The sequence below is a fragment of the Rhodococcus sp. Eu-32 genome (genome assembly GCF_003336925.1).
GTDB classification, from domain to species: domain Bacteria; phylum Actinomycetota; class Actinomycetes; order Mycobacteriales; family Mycobacteriaceae; genus Rhodococcoides; species Rhodococcoides kyotonensis_B.
On record NZ_QGNK01000030.1, the window covers coordinates 33668 to 52099 of the forward strand.

Sequence of the window (18432 nt, forward strand, 5' to 3'; positions counted from 1 at the left end):
ATCAGCGCTTGCGGTCGGTCGGCCGTCCCAGGACGGGTCCGGCCCACTGCGAGTTCTGCTCGGCCTCGGTGGCAGCACGCCGACGGCGTTCCTGCGCCTCGAGCTGTGCGGTGGTCTTGTTCCATACGGCCTTGAGCCAGTGGAACGTCAGCAGCAGCACGGCGATCCACGCGACGATCAGGCCGATACCCGGGCCGCCCCCGGACGCGTCGGACGGCAACGTCTGACGCGACCAGATCGACAGCATCCCGAAGACGCATGCGACGGCGGATCCGCACAGCGCCGCCCAGGCCAACGCCCAGATTCGCGTCACCAACGCCAGCACCGAGAACACGATGCCGAAGACGAGCACGAACCATTCGAAGATGCGCGACGGCAGTGCGATGGACTCGCCCAGGGCGGACGAGTTGCCGGACAGCACGTCGAAGCCCGTCGCGCCGCCTGCGTGCGGCAACGCGAGCGTGCCGAGCAGAACGAGCACGAGGACGGCGACGACCACCGCTCGCACTCCCGGATCGATCTCGGAGTCGATGCGACGCTCGGCGGTGTCGTAGTCGGGCTTCTGGCCGTCGGGTGTCGTGTTGTCGGGTGTCCTGCGATCGGAACTCATGCGCTGCATCCTGTCTGCACGGGCATCGGAGCCGGGGCGCCGACGGACGGCAGCCCCAGACCTACGCCGATGGGGGCTGTCTTGGGTAGTTCTCCGCGCTCGTAGGCGTCGCCGGCCCTGGTGCGCCGATGCGTCGCAACTCCGGAATCGGCGATCAGGTGGTACGGGGCGGCGGCGGTGACCGTCGTCGTCACGACGTCGCCGGGACGAATCTGCTCGCCGCGGTGATTCTCGGTACCGAAGTGGACGAGCCTGCCGTCGCGGGCACGGCCGCTCATCCGGTGCGTCGCCGCGTTCTTGCGGCCTTCGTTCGAGGCAACGAGCAGTTCGACCTCGGTGCCGACCAGTTCGCGGTTCGCCTCGAGCACGATCTCCTCCTGCAGCGCGATCAGCCGGTTGTACCGCTCCTGCACGACTTCCTTCGGCACCTGGTCGTCCATGTCGGCGGCCGGCGTTCCCGGACGCTTGGAGTACTGGAAGGTGTAGGCGTTCGAGAAGCGTGCGCGACGCATCACCTCGAGCGTCTGCTCGAAATCCTCTTCGGTCTCTCCGGGGAATCCGACGATGATGTCGGTGGTGATCGCAGCATTCGGCATCGCGGCGCGAACCTTGTCGATGATGCCGAGGAACTTCGTCTGCCGATACGAACGTCGCATCGCCTTCAAGATGCGGTCCGAACCGGACTGCAGCGGCATATGCAACGTCGGGCAGATGTTGGGTGTCGTCGCCATCGCCTCGATGACGTCGTCGGTGAATTCGGCCGGATGCGGCGAGGTGAAGCGGACGCGTTCGAGTCCGTCGATGTGTCCGCACGCCTTCAGCAACGACGCGAATGCACCTCGGTCACGAGGCAACTCGGGGTCGGCGAACGATGCGCCGTACGCGTTCACGTTCTGACCGAGCAGCGTCACTTCGAGCACACCCTGGTCGACGAGCGCCTGCACTTCCGCGAGGATGTCCCCCGGGCGACGGTCGATCTCCTTGCCGCGCAACGCCGGGACGATGCAGAACGTGCACGTGTTGTTGCAGCCGACCGAGATCGACACCCAGCCGGCGTACGGCGACTCACGCTTGGCGGGCAGCGTCGACGGGAACGCATCGAGAGATTCGAGGATCTCGACCTGCGCCTCGTCGTTGTGCCGCGCGCGTTCGAGCAGAACCGGCAACGAGCCGATGTTGTGGGTACCGAAGACGACGTCCACCCACGGCGCCTTGGTGACGACGGTGTCGCGGTCCTTCTGCGCGAGGCATCCGCCGACCGCGATCTGCATGCCCGGGTTCCGACGCTTGGCCGGACGCAACATGCCGAGATTTCCGTACAGCTTGTTGTCGGCGTTCTCACGCACCGCACACGTGTTGAAGACCACCAGATCCGCGTCGACGCCTTCGGCTGCGGGTACGTACCCCGCGTCCTCGAGCAGGCCCGCCAGACGCTCCGAATCGTGCACGTTCATCTGGCACCCGTGGGTCCGAACTTCGTAGCTCCGCGCGGTGTCGTCGGTGCCGAGGGGGGTATCCAGGTGACTCGTTTCCACCCCTCCAGGGTACGGCCCGGCAGGTCGTGCCGACGCCGGGGACCGACGCGCCTCGAGGACCGGTACCGACCGACAGTAAAGTTTCCATTACATAATCCCCATTGTCGGGTGAAAAGCGCTGCCGACAACCAAACTACGAATAGGGTTCTGCCGTATGACGCACGCTACCGACGCGCCGGCCTCCGGCGCTCTTGCCAAGCGACCCCCGATGATCTCCCTGAAGTCGGTTGACAAGCACTTCGGCGATCTGCACGTCCTCAAGAACATCGATCTGGACGTACCGACCGGTCAGGTCGTGATCGTGCTCGGACCGTCCGGTTCGGGTAAGTCGACCTTGTGCCGCACCATCAACCGGCTCGAGCCCATCGATTCCGGCACGATCGAGGTCGACGGTTCCGTCCTCCCCGCCGAAGGCAAGGCGCTCGCCGCGTTGCGTGCGGACGTCGGCATGGTGTTCCAATCGTTCAACCTGTTCGCGCACAAGACGATTCTCGAAAACGTCATGCTGGCCCCGCTCAAGGTGCGCAAGCTGAAGAAGGACGAGACACGCGAGAACGCGCTGAAGCTCCTCGAACGCGTCGGCATCGCCAACCAGGCCGACAAGTACCCCGCACAGCTGTCCGGTGGACAGCAGCAGCGCGTCGCCATCGCACGGTCCCTCGCCATGAACCCGAAGGTCATGCTGTTCGACGAGCCGACGTCCGCACTCGACCCCGAAATGGTCAACGAAGTGCTCGACGTCATGACCTCGCTCGCGAAGGAAGGCATGACGATGCTCGTCGTCACCCACGAGATGGGCTTCGCGCGCAAGGCGGGCGACCGCGTCATCTTCATGGCCGACGGCGCCGTCGTCGAGGACACCGACCCGGAGACGTTCTTCACGTCGCCGAAATCGGACCGCGCCAAGGACTTCCTGGGCAAGATCCTCGGACACTGAGCGTGTTCGAGCTCGTCGGATCATCCACCGTCACAGCATCACTCGCAGGACCAACCATGGAGGAACACCAGTGAGAATCAACCGCACGCTTCGCTTCGCTGCCGGGATCGCAGCACTCGCCGTCGTCGCTACCGCCTGCGGCGGCGGCGAAGAGGCGCGCAGCGTCTCGTCGAGCGCAGAGAGCGGCAACTTGATCGTCGGCATCAAGTACGATCAGCCCGGCCTCGGCCTCCGCAACCCCGACGGCACCTTCAGCGGCTTCGACGTCGAGGTCGCCAAGTACGTCGCCGGACAGCTCGGCGTGTCCGAGGAGAACATCGAATTCAAGGAAGCTCCGTCCGCACAGCGCGAGACCTTGATCCAGAACGGCGAGGTCGACTACGTCGTCGCGACCTACTCGATCACCGACGCCCGCAAGGAGAAGGTCGGCTTCGCCGGACCGTATTTCGTTGCCGGACAGTCGCTCCTGGTCTCCGAGAGCAACACCGACATCACGGGCCCCGACTCGCTCAACGGCGGCAAGAAGCTGTGCTCGGTCACCGGTTCCACCCCGGCACAGAACGTGAAGGACAAGTACGCCCAGGACGTCCAGCTCCAGGAGTACGACACCTACTCCGCATGCGTCGAGGCCCTGCGTAACGGCGCCGTCGACGCCGTCACCACCGACGACATCATTCTCGCCGGCTACGCGGCGCAGTACCCCGGTGAGCTGAAGGTCGTCGGAGAGCCGTTCACCACCGAGAACTACGGCATCGGCCTCGCGAAGGACGACACCGAGGGACGCAACCAGATCAACGACGCCATCGAGGAGATGGTCACGAGCGGCGCATGGGCGACCGCGTTCGAGGAGACCGTCGGTGCATCCGGGTACGAGCTGCCCGCCGAGCCGACCGTCGACCGTTACTGACGCTCTGCGCCTCGCCCTGGTGCGCACCGAATGTCGGCGCACCGGGGCGAGGCGGTCCATTCGAGCCGATAGGACATCCCCACATTGAACCTTCTGAGCAAGTACGGCGATCAACTCGTCGACGCGTTCATCATGACCATCAAGTTGACGGTTCTGTCCGCGATCGGCGCCCTGATCATCGGTACCATCATCGCGGCGATGCGCGTGTCACCGATTCCGATCGCGCGCGCCATCGCCACCGGATACGTCACGATCTTCCGTAACACTCCCCTGACGCTGATCATCCTGTTCACGTCGTTCGGCCTGTACCAGACGATGGGTGTCGCATTGGCGCCTCAGGATTCTCCGACGTTCTTGGTGGACAACAACTTCCGGCTCGCGATCCTCGGACTGAGTGTCTACACGGCGTCGTTCGTCGCCGAGTCTCTGAGGTCCGGCATCAACACCGTTCCGGTCGGTCAAGCCGAAGCGGGCCGTTCGCTCGGTATGACGTTCACCCAGAACATCACGATCGTCGTTCTCCCACAGGCGTTTCGAGCCGTGATCGGGCCGCTCGGCAGCGTCCTGATCGCACTGACCAAGAACACGACCATCGCGTCCGTGATCGGCGTCGCGGAAGCCTCGCTGCTCATGAAGACGATGATCGAGAACGAGGCCGCGATCTTCGTCGTCGGTGGCATCTTCGCACTCGGCTTCGTCATCCTGACGCTTCCGACCGGGCTTCTGTTCGGCTACCTCAGCAAGCGATTGGCGGTGAAATGATGAGTGACGCCGTAGCCGTTCTCTACGACGTTCCAGGACCCAAAGCGCGAATGCGCTATCGCATCCTGTCCGGCGTCGTGCTGGTGGTGTCCCTCGGTATCGCCTACCTGATCTACCGCGCGCTCGACGCCAAAGGCCAGTTGACGTCGGACAAGTGGGATCCGTTCCTCGAATCGACGACCTGGACCACCTACCTCTTGCCGGGTCTCCAGGGCACCTTGGTCGCCGCCGCACTGTCGATCGTCTTCGCGCTGATCCTCGGTGCAGTCCTCGGCATCGGCCGACTGTCCGATCATCGGTCGGTCCGCGTCGTCAGCGGCGTGATCGTCGAATTGTTCCGAGCAGTGCCGGTTCTGATCCTGATGATCTTCCTCTACGCGGTGTACGCGGAATACGAGGTCTTCAAGGTCAAGTACCTGGCTCTCGCCGCGGTGGTCACCGGCCTGACGCTGTACAACGGTTCGGTCATCGCGGAAATCGTTCGCGCGGGCGTCAATTCGCTGCCGAAGGGCCAGACCGAAGCCGCCTCGGCGCTCGGTATGCGCAAGGGCCAGGTCATGAGAATCGTCCTGCTGCCGCAGGCGATCACGGCGATGCTGCCTGCCATCATCTCGCAGATGGTCGTCGCTTTGAAGGACTCCGCGCTCGGCTACCTCATCGGTTACGTCGAAGTGGTCCGCGCCGGTCAGCAGGTCGGTGCGTTCTACGGCAACTACCTGCCGGCTCTGATCATCGTCGCGATCATCATGATCATCGTGAACTCGCTGCTGACGAAGCTCGCGACCGTCGTCGAACGACGGATGCGGCAGAAGAAGCGCAGGACCGGCGGCGGCGGTGTGGTGGCAGCCGCGGACTTCGGTGGCGGCCCGGCCGGAGCAGCCTGATCTCCACAGGATCCTGATCTACGAGGCGCCCACATACGAGGCGAGGCCCGCAACACGGATCGATCGTGTTGCGGGCCTCGCGTTTTCGACGGTAGTTACGGGTGGACGATCACCCGAGGTGTTCACCGTCGAAGTCTTCGGTGTCGGCACCGAGCGCATCGAGTTCGGACTTGACGATTCCGAACGCCATGCCCTGCGAATAGCCTCGGCGCGCAAGCATTCCGACGAGCCTGCGGACAATCTTGTCTCGTTCTGCACGCGCATCGGGGTCATTCGGACTCGGCAGCCGAAGTGTTCGACACTTCTTGCGGACCAGTTCCGTTGCGCGTGCGCGTTCGTCGTCGCTGTCGATCTGATCCAGCGCGTTCTGCGCGTGCGCACCCGTGACACCCTTGTTGCGGAGTTCCAGGCCGATCGCACGCTTGCCCTTGCCGGAGTACGTGTGCCGCGAGTGGACCCACTGCTCCGCGAACGCGGCGTCGTCGACGAGCTTGGCCGCTTCGAGACGAGCAAGAACGGCACTGGACACCTCCGCAGAGAAGCCCTTCTTCGCCAAACTCGTCTCGAGCTCGTGACGACTCCGAGCACGGTCGGTCAGCAACCGAAGGCAGACGTCCTTCGCCTGCGCTTCGGTTCCACCACCCTCCACTGCCGGCATCGGAGCGTCAGAAGTCGACCGGAGCAGCCGCGTCGTCGGTGGCCGTGACGTCGGCACCGATCTGAAGCTTCTCCATGATCTTCTTCTCGATCTCGTCGCGAACGTCCGGGTTCTCGAGCAGGAACTTACGGGCGTTCTCCTTGCCCTGGCCGAGCTGGTCACCGTCGTAGGTGAACCACGAGCCCGACTTGCGGATGAACCCGTGCTCGACGCCCATGTCGATCAACGAGCCCTCACGGCTGATGCCCTTGCCGTACAGGATGTCGAACTCGGCCTGCTTGAACGGCGGCGCGACCTTGTTCTTGACGATCTTCACGCGCGTACGGTTACCGACTGCCTCGGTACCGTCCTTGAGGGTCTCGATACGACGAACGTCGAGGCGGACGGACGAGTAGAACTTGAGCGCCTTACCACCGGTGGTGGTCTCCGGCGATCCGAACATGACACCGATCTTCTCGCGCAGCTGGTTGATGAAGATCGCCGTGGTGCCCGAGTTGCTCAGAGCACCGGTCATCTTGCGCAGCGCCTGGCTCATCAGTCGAGCCTGCAGACCGACGTGGCTGTCACCCATCTCGCCCTCGATCTCGGCGCGCGGCACGAGCGCTGCCACCGAGTCGATGACCAGGATGTCGAGTGCGCCGGAGCGAATCAGCATGTCCGCGATCTCGAGCGCTTGCTCACCGGTGTCCGGCTGAGAGACCAGAAGCGCATCGGTGTCGACGCCTAGCTTCTTGGCGTAGTCGGGATCGAGTGCGTGTTCCGCGTCGATGAACGCGGCGATTCCGCCGTTGCGCTGCGCATTCGCCACAGCGTGCAGCGCAACCGTGGTCTTACCGGAGGATTCCGGACCGTAGACCTCGATGACGCGGCCCCGCGGCAGACCGCCGATGCCGAGCGCGACGTCCAGAGCAATCGAGCCGGTGGGAATGACAGCGATCGGCTGACGAACCTCGTCACCGAGGCGCATCACCGATCCCTTGCCGAAGTTCTTGTCGATCTGCGCAAGGGCGAGATCGAGCGCTTTGTCGCGATCGTAAGCAGGCATCGTGATCTCCTCGTATATGGTCTCGTTCAGCTTCGCGTCGAACGTGTTGCCGGTAACGGTAGAGCTAGGCACCGACAGAAAACGTCTCGAACCGCTGCGCACCGAATGACACCAGCATAGGCGAACACGTGTTCGATAGTTCGATTCGGGCTATCGACACGCCGACGGAACTTTCACCAGCGATCGCGCGGCACGTCGAATTCGCTGCACAGGGCACGCCACACGTCGCGTGGATCGACCCCGGCTTCGATCGCTTCGGCCCCGGTCTGCCCGCCCAGGCTCTGGATGACGTGATCGACGAGCATGGAATCTCCCCGAACCTGGCCGAACTCTTCTGTCAGCAACTCACGAAACTCGGTCAGACGCACACGTCAACCGTAACCGACGATGCGTCACCCCAGCTCGCGGTGGCAGACCTCCACGGGGTCCTTCACGTCGGCGGCGCCGGCTGCGGCCGCCTCCGCGGCACGCGCGAACGCCGCATCCCCGATCACACGCAGAACCGCGTCGGCCACTGCCTGTGGGCTCGGCGGCCGAACCACGACGGCGCTCCCCTGCCGTTCGGCGCGATTGGCGAGCTCCCACTGATCCCCGCCCCCGGGAATCGCGACGACGGGTACTCCGTGGATCAGCGCTTTCGCGAGCATGCCGTGTCCGCCGCCGCAGACGACGACGTCCGCGTGCGTCAGCAGCTCGTCCTGACGCCCCAGGCCCGCGTTGGCCCAGCTCGGTAGATCGGCGGGCGGTTCGTCGAGCATCGACGCGACCACCCGGACGCCACGTCCGGACAGGCCCTCCAGGGTCGCGTCGAGCATGCCGTGCGCGCCGGTGAACGCCGTCGACGGCGCCACCATCACGACGGGATCCGAGCCGTCCGGGACCGACAACGTCTCGGCCGTCGGCTCCCACAACAGCGGGCCGACGACGTGTGCCTCCGCGGGCCAGTCCGGCCTCGGAACCTCGAGTGCGGGGATGGTCGCGATCAGTCGTGCGACGGGTCCCGGATCCTCCGCAGGCAGACCCACGCTCTCGCGCGCGAGACCGCGCTGCGCCTTGCCGCGCGCGATGGACCGTCCCGTCGCGGACCGCATCAGTGCGTCGCGGATCCTCCCGCGGATACCGGTTCCCGGGGCGAGCCCACTGCCGATGGGCGGTAAGCCCTTCGATGGCGCGTACAACGGGTGCGGCGCGAGCTCGACCCACGGAATGCCGAGACGTTCGGCGGCAATACCTCCTCCCGCCGTCAGGATGTCGGACACGACGAGGTCGGGTGCGACGTCCCTCAGATCGGGAAGCAACTCGGTCGAGATGAACGCGGCGCGCGCGTGGATCCGCTGGCCCGCATCCATGTCGTCGTCCTCCGGGCGCGGCGCGAGTCCCTTCAGCAGGCGAGTGTCGATGCCGGCCTCGGTGCCCGCAACCAGCCACCGGGACCCGGTGAACAGAACCGGACTGTCGCCCGCCTCGATCAGCCTCAGGCACAGTGCGATCGCCGGAAAAGCATGTCCTGGATCAGGTCCCGCCACCACTGCTACTCGCACGACGCTCAGCGTGCCACACCCGCGGGTAGCTAGTCGTGTTCGGCGAGCACCCGTGTCGCCGCGTCGACCGCCCGTTCGCGATCCGCTTCCACCAGACCGATTCTCGTCCGTCGATCGAGAAGATCGGCAACGGTGCGGGCTCCTTCGTATCGCACCGCGAACGCGAGTTCGGCGACGGACACGTCGATTCCGTCCGCGACGGGCGCAGTGCCGTCGGGCATCGTGTCGGCGAGGGCGGCCACGAGCGCAGCCTCCGAACCGTATCGGGTCACGAGCCGCTCCGGAACCGGCTCCGCGATCGGCCCGGCGCCGACCAACGGAATCGACGCGGTCCTGCAGGGACCCACAGGCAGTCTCGTTGCGGCGACAGCGGCGTCGACGGCATGCTCGGCCATCCTGCGATACGTCGTCAGCTTCCCGCCCACGACACCGATCGGTCCGTCGCCGTCGTCGAGAATCGCATGCCGGCGCGAGACGTCGGCAGTGCGCGTAGCGGCCGAAGTCCTACCGCGCGAGTCGAGCAACGGCCGAAGACCGGCGAAGGTACCCACGACGTCGAACACCGTCGGTGCGGGATCGACGGCGGTACCCACGACGTCGAGCAGGAACTCGATCTCGTCGTCGGTCGCGCGCGGCTCGTCGGGAATGGGTCCGTCGGTCGCGACGTCCGTCAGTCCAACGTAGACGCGGCCGTGCGGTGCAGGCAGCGCGAACACGAACCGGTTCCGCTCCCCTGGAATCGGAATGGTCAACGAACTCGTCATCCCGCCGAACGTCGACGCGTCGAACACGAGATGCGTTCCCCTGCTGGGTCGCAACGAGATTCGTGGATCGACCTGGCCCGCCCACACCCCCGCTGCGTTGACGACGACGCCTGCGCGCACTCGCGTCGACGTGCCGGTGTCCCCGTCCGTGAGCAGCGCCGACGTGCGATCGACCTCCGACGCGGCCACACCCGTCAGGATCGACGCACCGTGCAGCGCGGCCGTCCGCGCGACGGTGACGACGAGACGCGCGTCGTCGACGAGTTGGCCGTCCCACGCCATCAGACCCCCGCGTAACCCGTGTCGCTGCACGACCGGCACCTGCGCCGCGACGGCATCGGCACCAATGGACCGCGAATTCGGCAGTACTGCAACGGAAGTGCCTGCGGATCGCCGCAGCACGTCACCGGCCAGGAATCCCGCGCGCACGACCGTGGCAGACGACCGCGACACCTCCGGGAGAAGTGGAACGACCTGAGCCAGACGACGAATCAGATGAGGAGCGGTGCGCGTCATCAGAATGCCTCGCTCGACGGCACTTTCGTGTGCGATGGCGACATTGCCCGACGCGAGGTACCGGAGACCACCGTGGACGAGCTTCGAACTCCACCGGCTCGTGCCGAACGCGAGATCGTGCTTGTCCACCAACACGGTTCGAAGTCCGCGCGACGCGGCGTCGAGCGCGATACCAGCTCCCGTGATGCCCCCGCCGACGACGAGTACGTCGACCGGCGAGCCGTCGAACAGCGCTGCGAGTTCTCGCCGACGGCGGTCGCCGTCGAGCCGTGCGCTCGCCGCAGACGTCACTCGACGCGTGGACGTAGGTAGGCGTCGACGGCGTACGCGAATTCGGCGACCAGAACGTCACCGGGAATTCTGTCGGCCACCATCTCGGCGGACTGAACGGCGGATTGGACCATCAACAGCAACACCGTCGCCATGTGGACCGGCTGTCCCTCACGAATGGAACCGTCCCGCTGGCCGCTCTCGAGGATCGGCGCAAGAGCGTCGATGATGAGCGATTGGCTGGTTCCGAGCCGATGCAGGATGTAGGTCGCGAGAATGTCGGGGTCGGATCGAAGGATCTTGACGAACAACGGGTGAAGCCGCACCCGATCGGCGACGACGGACACCGCGGACGCGAGCTGTTCGCGGGCCTGTGCACCGGCCTCGAACGAGGGCATCACCGAGCCGATTTCACGCGTGAGAAGACTCGACACCACGGCGCGCGTGTCCGCCCAACGCCGGTAGACGGTAGGCCGACTGACCTTTGCGCGGCGTGCGATCTCGGCCAAAGTGGTTCGCCGGACACCGAATTCGAGAATGCACGAGCGCGCGGCGTCGAGCACTTGATCGTCGACGGTCTGCGTCACTTCGGTCCTCGGCGCTTCGGTTGCGACACTCTGGACGACGGACGGCTCGACCACCACTACACCCCGTTCGCAGAAGACATCGGAGCAACTCGCGCTTGCCGAGTTACAAACACCTATGCTGTGTAACACTATAGATCATGCGCGAACAACCCTCGGTGGAGCGGCCCGCATCGCGCGCGCCGATGATGGCGTGGGACGCGTGGGGGTTGCGCGAGCACCACACACCGCTGCCTGCGCGTACGCGCTCCATCCTGCGTACCGTCCTCGGGCTCGACGCACCGGAATCCGCGCACCGGAACGCCTCCGACGTCCGACTCACCTCGAGCGCACTGACCCACGACGCGCGGCGTGCGCTGGAAGAGATCGTCGGCGAGAACCACGTGGCGACGGGCGACGCGGTGCGTCTGCTACATCTCGGCGGCAAGAGCACGATCGATCTGCTGAACCGACGCAGTCCCGACGCACAGTCCGCGCCCGACGCCGTCGTCTTCCCTGCCGACGCCCGTCAGGTCGAAACGATCTTGACATTCTGCAGCGACGCCTCGATCGCGGTGGTCCCGTTCGGCGGTGGCACCAGCGTCGTCGGCGGTCTCGATCCGGTACGTGACTGGTTCGACGCCGTCGTGGCAGTCAGCACCCGACGGATGTGCGCGCTGACGGATCTCGACCTGGATTCGAGAACCGCTGTACTGCAGGCGGGCGTGACCGGTCCCGAGGCCGAAGAACTGTTGGGCCGACACGGCCTCACCCTCGGGCATTTCCCACAGTCCTTCCAGTACGCCACCATCGGCGGGTTCGCCGCGACGCGGTCGTCGGGACAGGCGTCGGCGGGATACGGTCGATTCGACGACATGGTCGAGTCGCTCACCGTTGTGACGCCGACCGGTGTCGCCCGGCCGGGCCGAGCACCTGCGTCGGCTGCCGGACCGGACCTGCGCCAGGTGTTTCTCGGATCCGAAGGCACGCTCGGCATCATCACCGACGTCACCGTCCGGGTGCGTGAGGTTCCCGAGACCACGGCGTACCGCGCGTGGCGGTTCCCCGACTTCGCCGCGGGCGCGGAGGCGTTCCGCATCATCGCAGACCTCCCCGGTCGGCCGACGGTCATGCGACTGTCCGACGAGGCCGAAACCGGCATCAACGCAGCGCTGTCCGGTCACGACGATGCACCCCAGGGCGGCTGCCTCGCGATCATGACGTTCGACGGAACTGCATCCGACGTCGCACGCCGGGTTGCCGACGTCGACGACGTGCTCGAGCGCTCCGGCGGGTCCTCCGTCGACGAGGGTGCGGCACGGGCGTGGGAACGCGGCCGCTTCGATGCGCCGTACCTCCGCGATTCGCTACTGGACGTGGGCGCTCTCGCGGAGACGCTGGAAACGGCGGCGCGGTGGTCGTCGCTGAATTCCGTCCGAACGGCCGTCGCGAGTTCGCTCGTCGAATCCCTCGGTGCCGCAGGGACTCCGGCCGTCGTCATGTGTCACATCTCGCACGTCTACGCGACCGGCGCATCGCTGTACTTCACCGTCGTCTGCGCTGCGGCAGCCGACCCGATCACTCAGTGGTCAGGCGCGAAAGCCGCCGCGACCGACGCGATGGTGGGGTCGGGCGCAACCGTCACTCACCATCACGGCGTCGGCAGCGACCACCGCGCGTGGATGCCGCAGGAAGTCGGCGCAGTCGGCGCCGCGATCCTCCGTTCGATCAAGTCCGCGGTCGATCCCGCAGGAATTCTGAATCCTGGCAAGCTGATCCCATGACTCGATCGGTCACGGTCCTGACCAACCCCGTTGCGGGGAACGGCCGTGCGCCCGCCGTGACCGAGGCCGTCACCACGCGGCTACGGGAGCGAGGTCTGGATGTCACGACGGTGGTGGGCCGCACCCCCGGCGACGCACTCGACGCGACCCGGCGCATCGTCCGCACCGGGTCCGACACCGTCGTGGTCGTCGGCGGCGACGGCATGGTCAATCTCGCCCTGCAGGCCGTCGCCACCACGTCGACGGCACTCGCGGTGGTGCCTGCGGGCACCGGTAACGATCTTGCGCGGTTGCTCGGTGTGCCGCACGGCGATCCGGCCGCTGCCGCGGACATCGTCGCACGCAATTCTCGGCGCACGATGGACCTCGGCCGAGCCGACGGTCGGTGGTTCGCGACGGTACTGTCCAGCGGATTCGACAGCCTCGTCACCGAGCGCGCCAACCGGCTCCGATGGCCGCGGGGTCCGCTGCGCTACAACCTCGCGATGGTGCTCGAACTGACGAAGCTGCGCCCCATCCCGTATTCGATCGAACTCGACGACGTGACACTCGATCTCGAGGCGACGCTGGTGACCGTGGGCAACGGACCCACGTACGGTGGCGGAATGGCGATCTGCCCCGACGCCCGCGTCGACGACGGCCTGCTGGACCTCACCGTGGTCCGCGCTAGTTCGCGGACACGTCTCGTGCGACTGTCCCCCACGCTGTACAAGGGAACGCACGTCGAGCTTCCCGAGGTCGACGTGCACCGCTCGTCTCACGTGAGATTGACGGCTCCGGGGATGGTCGCCTATGCCGACGGCGAACGGTTTCCGCCACTTCCGGTCCACATCGAGGCGGTCCCGCGAGCGGTGACGGTGCTCGTCGGCGAGACGTCACCGCTGCACGGCAGTGCTACAGCTTCGTGAGGTCGCGGTTCTCGGCCGAGCCGATGGCCTTGACGAGCCAGTAGATTCCGAACGCGATCGCGGCCGCGACGGCCACCCAGAACAGCCCCTTGACGACTGCTCCCAGGACGGCGAACGCGATCCAAACCAGGACGATGATTCCGAGGATTTTCCAGAGCATGGCTTTCCCTTCTTCGTGTGTCGAGATCGATCCTCACACGGCGGAAGCGGGAAATCACCAGGTCAGCAGCGAGTTCAGGGAAAGATGGGGGAACACCCTGAGGCCGTTCGCCTAGGGGTGACGACGCCGGATCTCGGCGAGTTCGGCCAGGGCAGTCGCCCATCCGTCGAGCCGATCGGTCGCCGACGTCAGCTCGGCGCGCCGCATGTCGATTGTGCTCGACGGTAACTGCGCGGGCGCCGTCAACCGTGCAGCAGCGGCGACGAGTTCCTCGAACTGATCGACGCCGCGATCCAGCTGGTCCGCGGCGTCCCGAATCGTCGGCGCGAGATGCTCGGCCGCTGCACTGTTCGACGCGGCCGCGCGTTCCATCGACACGACGTCGGCCGACATCGCCGTGAGTGCGTTCGCCGCTGATGTGGCGACATCCGTCGTCTCCGCCAGTTCGACCGGGTCGACGGACTCGGAACGCGCGAGTATGCCGGTGAGCTCGTACAGACTCCGCTGGGCACCGGTGAGACGCTTCATGGGCATGTGAGCCGCCGACGAGCGGTCCGGCAACGTGGCACGACCGGGCCGCGCAGGAGGCAGCGGCTGCGCTTTCAGCGCGCGATAGCGACCTATCGCGAACACCGCCGGGACCGCGAGCACAAAGGCACTTCCACCGGTGGCGACCATCGTCCACTCGGGCATCGACGTCACCGCGAGCCCCGCCGTCGACACGGCCGACACTCCCGACGCGCCGCCGAACCACGACCCACGACGACGCGCACGCCGAATTCGACGAATCTGCTTCTGGCGCGGGTCGTTCCATCGGCTGGCGGCGTCGACGAGCGATTCGCCCATCCTGCGCGCCGAACTCGCGGCGCCGCGCACGCGGGGCACCGTCTGCGAAACGGGCATGGCCGACCACTGTCGTGGTCGGCCATGATCCTGGCTGTTCATCGTCCGAGAATTCTGTCCGCGTCAGTTCTGAACGGGAGGTTCCGGCGTGGTGTTCGGCTTGGCTATCGACGGCTTCTGCGCGGCCGTGTTGCCCGACGGCAACGAGTCGCCCGCCATCGATGCACGGATCTGCTCGAGCCTGCTGTGTCCTGCCATCTGCACCGACGCCTGCTGAACTTCCATCATGCGGCCGGACACCGAGTTCTGAGCCAGCTCGGCCGAACCGAGCGCGTCCGCGTAACGACGTTCGATCTTGTCGCGCACTGCGTCGAGGCTCGGCGTGTTTCCGGGGGCAGCCAGCGTGCTGTCCATCGAGCGCAGCGACTCGCTGACCTTCTCCTGCATCTTCGCCTGCTCGAGCTGGCTGAGCAGCTTGGTGCGCTCGGCGACCTTCGCCTGCAGCGCCATGGCGTTCTGTTCGACTGCCTTCTTGGCCTGCGACGCCGCCTGCAACGACTGGTCGTGGAGCACCTTCAGGTCCTCGACACCCTGCTCTGCCGTGACCAGCTGAGCGGCGAACGCCTCGGCCGCGTTGGTGTACTGCGTCGCCTTCTCGGTGTCACCCGCGGCAGCTGCCTGGTCCGCCAACGTGACGGCCTGACGCGCGTTCGCATTCAGCTTCTCGACCTCGTCGAGTTGGCGGCTCAGCTTCATCTCCAGCTGACGCTGGTTGCCGATCACCGAGGCGGCCTGCTGGGACAGCGCCTGATGCTGCCGCTGCGCGTCCTCGATTGCCTGCTGAATCTGAACCTTGGGGTCGGCCTTCTCGTCGATCTTGGAATTGAAGAGCGCCATCATGTACTTCCAGGCCTTGACGAAAGGATTAGCCATGGGTTGATCCTGCCTCCATCTCAGGGCGCCGCGTCAGACGCGTGTGGGTCGATGCTGGTGTCGTGCGAACTGCAAGTTTCACACTAGCGCCGATGACGAATCAGGCGGCAGCAAGTGCGCGTGCAGGGGCTGGAATGACCACTCGTGTGTCTCCGGCGATACGCGGCGACTGCTCGGCGGCGTCGACAGTGGGCTTCTCGGCTGCAGTCGACTCGGACATGCTCTCGCTGACGTCGTTCAGGACGTCGGACAGCGGAACCGCCAGGGCTTCGCAGATCGCGTTCAGGAGCTCACTCGATGCCTCCTTGCGTCCACGTTCGACCTCGGACAGGTATCCGAGGCTGACGCGGGCGGTGTTCGAGACCTCGCGCAACGTGCGACTCTGCGCAACGCGAGTGCGCCGCAGACTGTCGCCGAGTGCTTCACGCAATAGCAGCGCCATCTCGCTCCTCCTCAGAGTCTGTGAACCGTCGTAAAGCTACAACGCTCGACACGGTCCGATTGGTTCCCGACCCTATACGTCCGTACGGCTCAGCACGCGTCGGAGCAGTTCCGACACGGCTTCACGGACTGTATCCCGTCGGATCGTCCAGCGGTCGCCCGACAGTCGGAGTTCGTTCACGTCGGTGCCGTCGGGGCCTGCGATACCGACGAAGACCGTGCCCACGGGATGCCCGTCCTGCGAATCGGGTCCCGCGACTCCGGTGAGTCCGACGCCCCAGTCGGCCGAGCAGGTTCGTCGGGCACCGTCCGCGAGAGAGGTTGCCGTGGTGGCCGCGACCGGCCCATCGGTATCCAGCACGTCGCGATCGACGCCGGCCAGCGTCGACTTCAGATCGGTGGCGTAGACGACCAGTCCGCCGCGCAACACTGCACTCGCTCCGGGGACGCCTGCCACGGTTGCGGCCAGCAGGCCCGCCGTCAGCGACTCGGCGGTCGCGACAGTCTGGCCGCGACGCGTCAGCTCGGCGACGAGCCGGTCCACCCCGACGCCGTCCACGAGCGGATCCGTCACGACGACGACACTCCACGCCGCAGACGGACGGCCTGTACGACGTAGTCGAGACCGGTGTAGACCGTCAGAAAGACCGCGAGTCCCATCAGCGTCACCGATGCGAAGCGAACTTCGTCCGGCAGCGGGGCGAGATACATGCCGATCGCGAAGCTCTGCACGAGAGTCTTGACCTTGCCGCCGCGACCCGCGGGAATGACGCCGTGCCGGATGACGGCGAAGCGCACCAGGGTGATGCCCACCTCGCGCACCGCGATGACGACGGTGACCCACCACGGCAGGTCACCCAGTATCGACAATCCGATCAGTGCCGCACCGATGAGCGCTTTGTCGGCGATCGGGTCGGCCATCTTGCCGAAGTCGGTGACGAGACCGTACTTCCGGGCGAGCTGGCCGTCGATTCTGTCGGTGATGGCCGCCGTCGCGAACACGAGTGTCGCGCCGATGCGCCACGTCGTGTCGTGGCCGCCGTCCGCGAACAGGACGACGAGAAACACGGGTACGAGCGCTATACGGAGGACCGTGAGCACGTTGGCTATGTTGACGACCGGTACGGGGTCGGAACTTCCTGTCGTGGAATTGCCGTGCGGCAATCTAGAGCTGGGAACGACGGGTTCGGTCATACTGCCCCGCCCCCGCGCGAGCTCGGTCGACAACGATGTCCTTGCCGCAGGGGAAGCTCTTCGGTGACGGACACACGGAAAGAATATCGGTTGGGGCGTTGACTACTGTTCACCACATGACTTCTGCGCCGAACCGGGCGAGTCGACTGGGCGTCGACGCGACCGAAGAACCAGCACCTACCGACGTCGCCCGGCCACACGGCGGCGACGAACTGCAGGTTCGACGCGCGCGCACGTCCGACATCCCCGAGATCAAGCGGCTGATCGACATCTACGCGGGCAAGATCCTGCTGGAGAAGAATCTCGTCACGCTGTACGAGGCGGTGCAGGAGTTCTGGGTCGCCGAGCGCGCGGGCACGGTCATCGGCTGCGGCGCGCTGCACGTCCTGTGGGCGGATCTGGGCGAGGTGCGCACCGTCGCGGTCGATCCGTCGGCCAAGGGCCACGGCGCGGGCCACCTCATCGTCGAGAAGCTGATCAGCGTTGCGCGTGAATTGTCGCTCGGCCGTCTGTTCGTACTGACCTTCGAGGTCGACTTCTTCGCACGCCACGGATTCGCCGAGATCGACGGCACCCCTGTCACCGCCGAGGTGTACGCCGAGATGTGCCGGTCCTACGACACCGGCGTCGCCGAATTCCTGGATCTGAGCTATGTGAAGCCCAACACACTCGGCAATACCCGCATGCTGCTGTCGCTCTGACAGGATTCGTGCTGTCCCTTTCTCACTGCTCGAACGAAGGAATCAAGTTCCATGGCGTTGTTCTCCGTTGTCTACACGTACTCGCCCAGCACCACCGACGGGCGTGACACGCACCGTGCGACGCACCGCGAATGGCTGAGGGACCTGCTGGAGAAGAAGACCCTCGTGTCCAGCGGCCCGTTCGCCGACGGCAGCGGCGCACTCATCATCGTCGAAGGCACCGACCGCGAGTCCGTGGTCGAGCTGTTCGCTCAGGACCCGTTCCAGGTCGAGAACCTCGTCGAAGCGTCCGTCGTCACCGAATGGACCCCCGTGATGGGCGCGTTCGCTTAGTGCCGCTGCGAGGCCCGTGATGCTCCTATGAGTGTCAACTTCCGATTTTTTGTGTGAGTAGCTGGAACATTTCGCGGGCGACGGCTCGTTTGAGGCAGCGGATGATGTCGCGTTTGCTTTTGCCTTGGGCGAGTCGTTTGTCG

Annotated in this window: 22 protein-coding genes; 8 read left to right on the forward strand and 14 right to left on the reverse strand. The window is 65.9% G+C overall.

Features of this window, described 5'->3' with window-relative positions; translation table 11 throughout:
* Position 1: 1 nt before the first annotated feature.
* Positions 2–610, reverse strand: coding sequence for a hypothetical protein (locus DK926_RS24570; protein ID WP_114332590.1), 609 nt, complete (start codon positions 608–610; stop codon positions 2–4).
* Positions 607–2145: a tRNA (N6-isopentenyl adenosine(37)-C2)-methylthiotransferase MiaB gene (gene miaB, locus DK926_RS24575; RefSeq protein ID WP_114332578.1), complete on the reverse strand. Its 1539-nt coding sequence runs from the start codon at positions 2143–2145 to the stop codon at positions 607–609. The genes DK926_RS24570 and miaB overlap by 4 nt, the downstream gene beginning before the upstream one ends.
* A gap of 208 nt (positions 2146–2353) precedes the next feature.
* Here miaB and DK926_RS24580 point away from each other — a divergent pair, with 208 nt between their 5' ends.
* The 4 genes from DK926_RS24580 to DK926_RS24595 all read left to right on the forward strand — a co-directional run bounded on the left by DK926_RS24580 (position 2354) and on the right by DK926_RS24595 (position 5635).
* The gene (locus DK926_RS24580; protein WP_207890908.1) at positions 2354–3082 is read left to right on the forward strand and encodes an amino acid ABC transporter ATP-binding protein; all 729 of its coding nucleotides are present in this window, start codon (positions 2354–2356) and stop codon (positions 3080–3082) included.
* Between the two features lie 70 nt (positions 3083–3152).
* A complete protein-coding gene (locus tag DK926_RS24585) occupies positions 3153–3989 on the forward strand; it encodes a glutamate ABC transporter substrate-binding protein (protein WP_068428906.1) in 837 nt (278 codons plus the stop codon).
* An 84-nt stretch (positions 3990–4073) separates the two neighbouring features.
* The gene (locus DK926_RS24590; RefSeq protein WP_068428901.1) at positions 4074–4751 is read left to right on the forward strand and encodes an amino acid ABC transporter permease; all 678 of its coding nucleotides are present in this window, start codon (positions 4074–4076) and stop codon (positions 4749–4751) included.
* Positions 4751–5635, forward strand: coding sequence for an amino acid ABC transporter permease (locus DK926_RS24595; RefSeq protein WP_114332591.1), 885 nt, complete (start codon positions 4751–4753; stop codon positions 5633–5635). The genes DK926_RS24590 and DK926_RS24595 overlap by 1 nt, the downstream gene beginning before the upstream one ends.
* Positions 5636–5744: 109 nt before the next feature.
* Here the strand turns inward: DK926_RS24595 and DK926_RS24600 are convergent, their stop codons facing one another.
* The 6 genes from DK926_RS24600 to DK926_RS24625 form a co-directional block, all read right to left on the reverse strand.
* Entirely contained in the window at positions 5745–6293 is a 549-nt protein-coding gene (locus DK926_RS24600; RefSeq protein WP_114332580.1) for a regulatory protein RecX, read from the reverse strand.
* Between the two features lie 7 nt (positions 6294–6300).
* Positions 6301–7338, reverse strand: a complete 1038-nt coding sequence (gene recA / locus DK926_RS24605; RefSeq protein ID WP_068428896.1) for a recombinase RecA — start codon at positions 7336–7338, stop codon at positions 6301–6303.
* 173 nt (positions 7339–7511) lie between these two features.
* Positions 7512–7706, reverse strand: coding sequence for a DUF3046 domain-containing protein (locus DK926_RS24610; RefSeq protein WP_068428893.1), 195 nt, complete (start codon positions 7704–7706; stop codon positions 7512–7514).
* 24 nt (positions 7707–7730) lie between these two features.
* Positions 7731–8879 carry a nucleotide disphospho-sugar-binding domain-containing protein gene (locus tag DK926_RS24615; protein ID WP_207890907.1) on the reverse strand — a complete coding sequence of 383 codons (1149 nt, stop codon included), beginning with the start codon at positions 8877–8879 and terminating at the stop codon, positions 7731–7733.
* A gap of 29 nt (positions 8880–8908) precedes the next feature.
* Positions 8909–10450, reverse strand: coding sequence for a glycerol-3-phosphate dehydrogenase/oxidase (locus DK926_RS24620; RefSeq protein WP_114332581.1), 1542 nt, complete (start codon positions 10448–10450; stop codon positions 8909–8911).
* A complete protein-coding gene (locus DK926_RS24625; RefSeq protein WP_114332593.1) occupies positions 10447–11016 on the reverse strand; it encodes a TetR/AcrR family transcriptional regulator in 570 nt (189 codons plus the stop codon). Before DK926_RS24625 ends, DK926_RS24620 begins: the two co-directional genes overlap by 4 nt.
* A 137-nt stretch (positions 11017–11153) precedes the next feature.
* On the opposite strand from DK926_RS24625, the gene DK926_RS24630 reads away from it, so the two are divergent.
* Positions 11154–12776, forward strand: a complete 1623-nt coding sequence (locus DK926_RS24630; protein WP_243637010.1) for an FAD-binding oxidoreductase — start codon at positions 11154–11156, stop codon at positions 12774–12776.
* Positions 12773–13684 carry a diacylglycerol kinase gene (locus DK926_RS24635; RefSeq protein WP_114332582.1) on the forward strand — a complete coding sequence of 304 codons (912 nt, stop codon included), beginning with the start codon at positions 12773–12775 and terminating at the stop codon, positions 13682–13684. The genes DK926_RS24630 and DK926_RS24635 overlap by 4 nt, the downstream gene beginning before the upstream one ends.
* Here DK926_RS24635 and DK926_RS26810 read toward each other — a convergent pair.
* The 6 genes from DK926_RS26810 to pgsA all read right to left on the reverse strand — a co-directional run bounded on the left by DK926_RS26810 (position 13671) and on the right by pgsA (position 17255).
* Positions 13671–13844, reverse strand: a complete 174-nt coding sequence (locus tag DK926_RS26810; RefSeq protein WP_165839664.1) for a hypothetical protein — start codon at positions 13842–13844, stop codon at positions 13671–13673. The genes DK926_RS24635 and DK926_RS26810 overlap by 14 nt on opposite strands.
* Positions 13845–13955: 111 nt before the next feature.
* A complete protein-coding gene (locus DK926_RS24640) occupies positions 13956–14747 on the reverse strand; it encodes a hypothetical protein (protein WP_114332583.1) in 792 nt (263 codons plus the stop codon).
* Between the two features lie 63 nt (positions 14748–14810).
* A complete protein-coding gene (pspA, locus tag DK926_RS24645; RefSeq protein WP_068428877.1) occupies positions 14811–15620 on the reverse strand; it encodes a phage shock protein PspA in 810 nt (269 codons plus the stop codon).
* 100 nt (positions 15621–15720) lie between these two features.
* A complete protein-coding gene (locus DK926_RS24650) occupies positions 15721–16062 on the reverse strand; it encodes a helix-turn-helix transcriptional regulator (protein ID WP_114332584.1) in 342 nt (113 codons plus the stop codon).
* A gap of 72 nt (positions 16063–16134) precedes the next feature.
* Complete coding sequence (locus tag DK926_RS24655) at positions 16135–16635, reverse strand: nicotinamide-nucleotide amidohydrolase family protein (RefSeq protein ID WP_114332585.1); 501 nt, start codon at positions 16633–16635, stop codon at positions 16135–16137.
* Positions 16632–17255: a CDP-diacylglycerol--glycerol-3-phosphate 3-phosphatidyltransferase gene (gene pgsA, locus DK926_RS24660; RefSeq protein ID WP_114332586.1), complete on the reverse strand. Its 624-nt coding sequence runs from the start codon at positions 17253–17255 to the stop codon at positions 16632–16634. The genes DK926_RS24655 and pgsA overlap by 4 nt, the downstream gene beginning before the upstream one ends.
* Positions 17256–17467: 212 nt before the next feature.
* Between pgsA and DK926_RS24665 the strand changes: the two genes are divergently transcribed.
* Positions 17468–17956: an amino-acid N-acetyltransferase gene (locus DK926_RS24665; protein ID WP_068429204.1), complete on the forward strand. Its 489-nt coding sequence runs from the start codon at positions 17468–17470 to the stop codon at positions 17954–17956.
* A 51-nt stretch (positions 17957–18007) separates the two neighbouring features.
* Complete coding sequence (locus DK926_RS24670; protein ID WP_068428865.1) at positions 18008–18289, forward strand: YciI family protein; 282 nt, start codon at positions 18008–18010, stop codon at positions 18287–18289.
* Positions 18290–18432 lie beyond the last annotated feature (143 nt).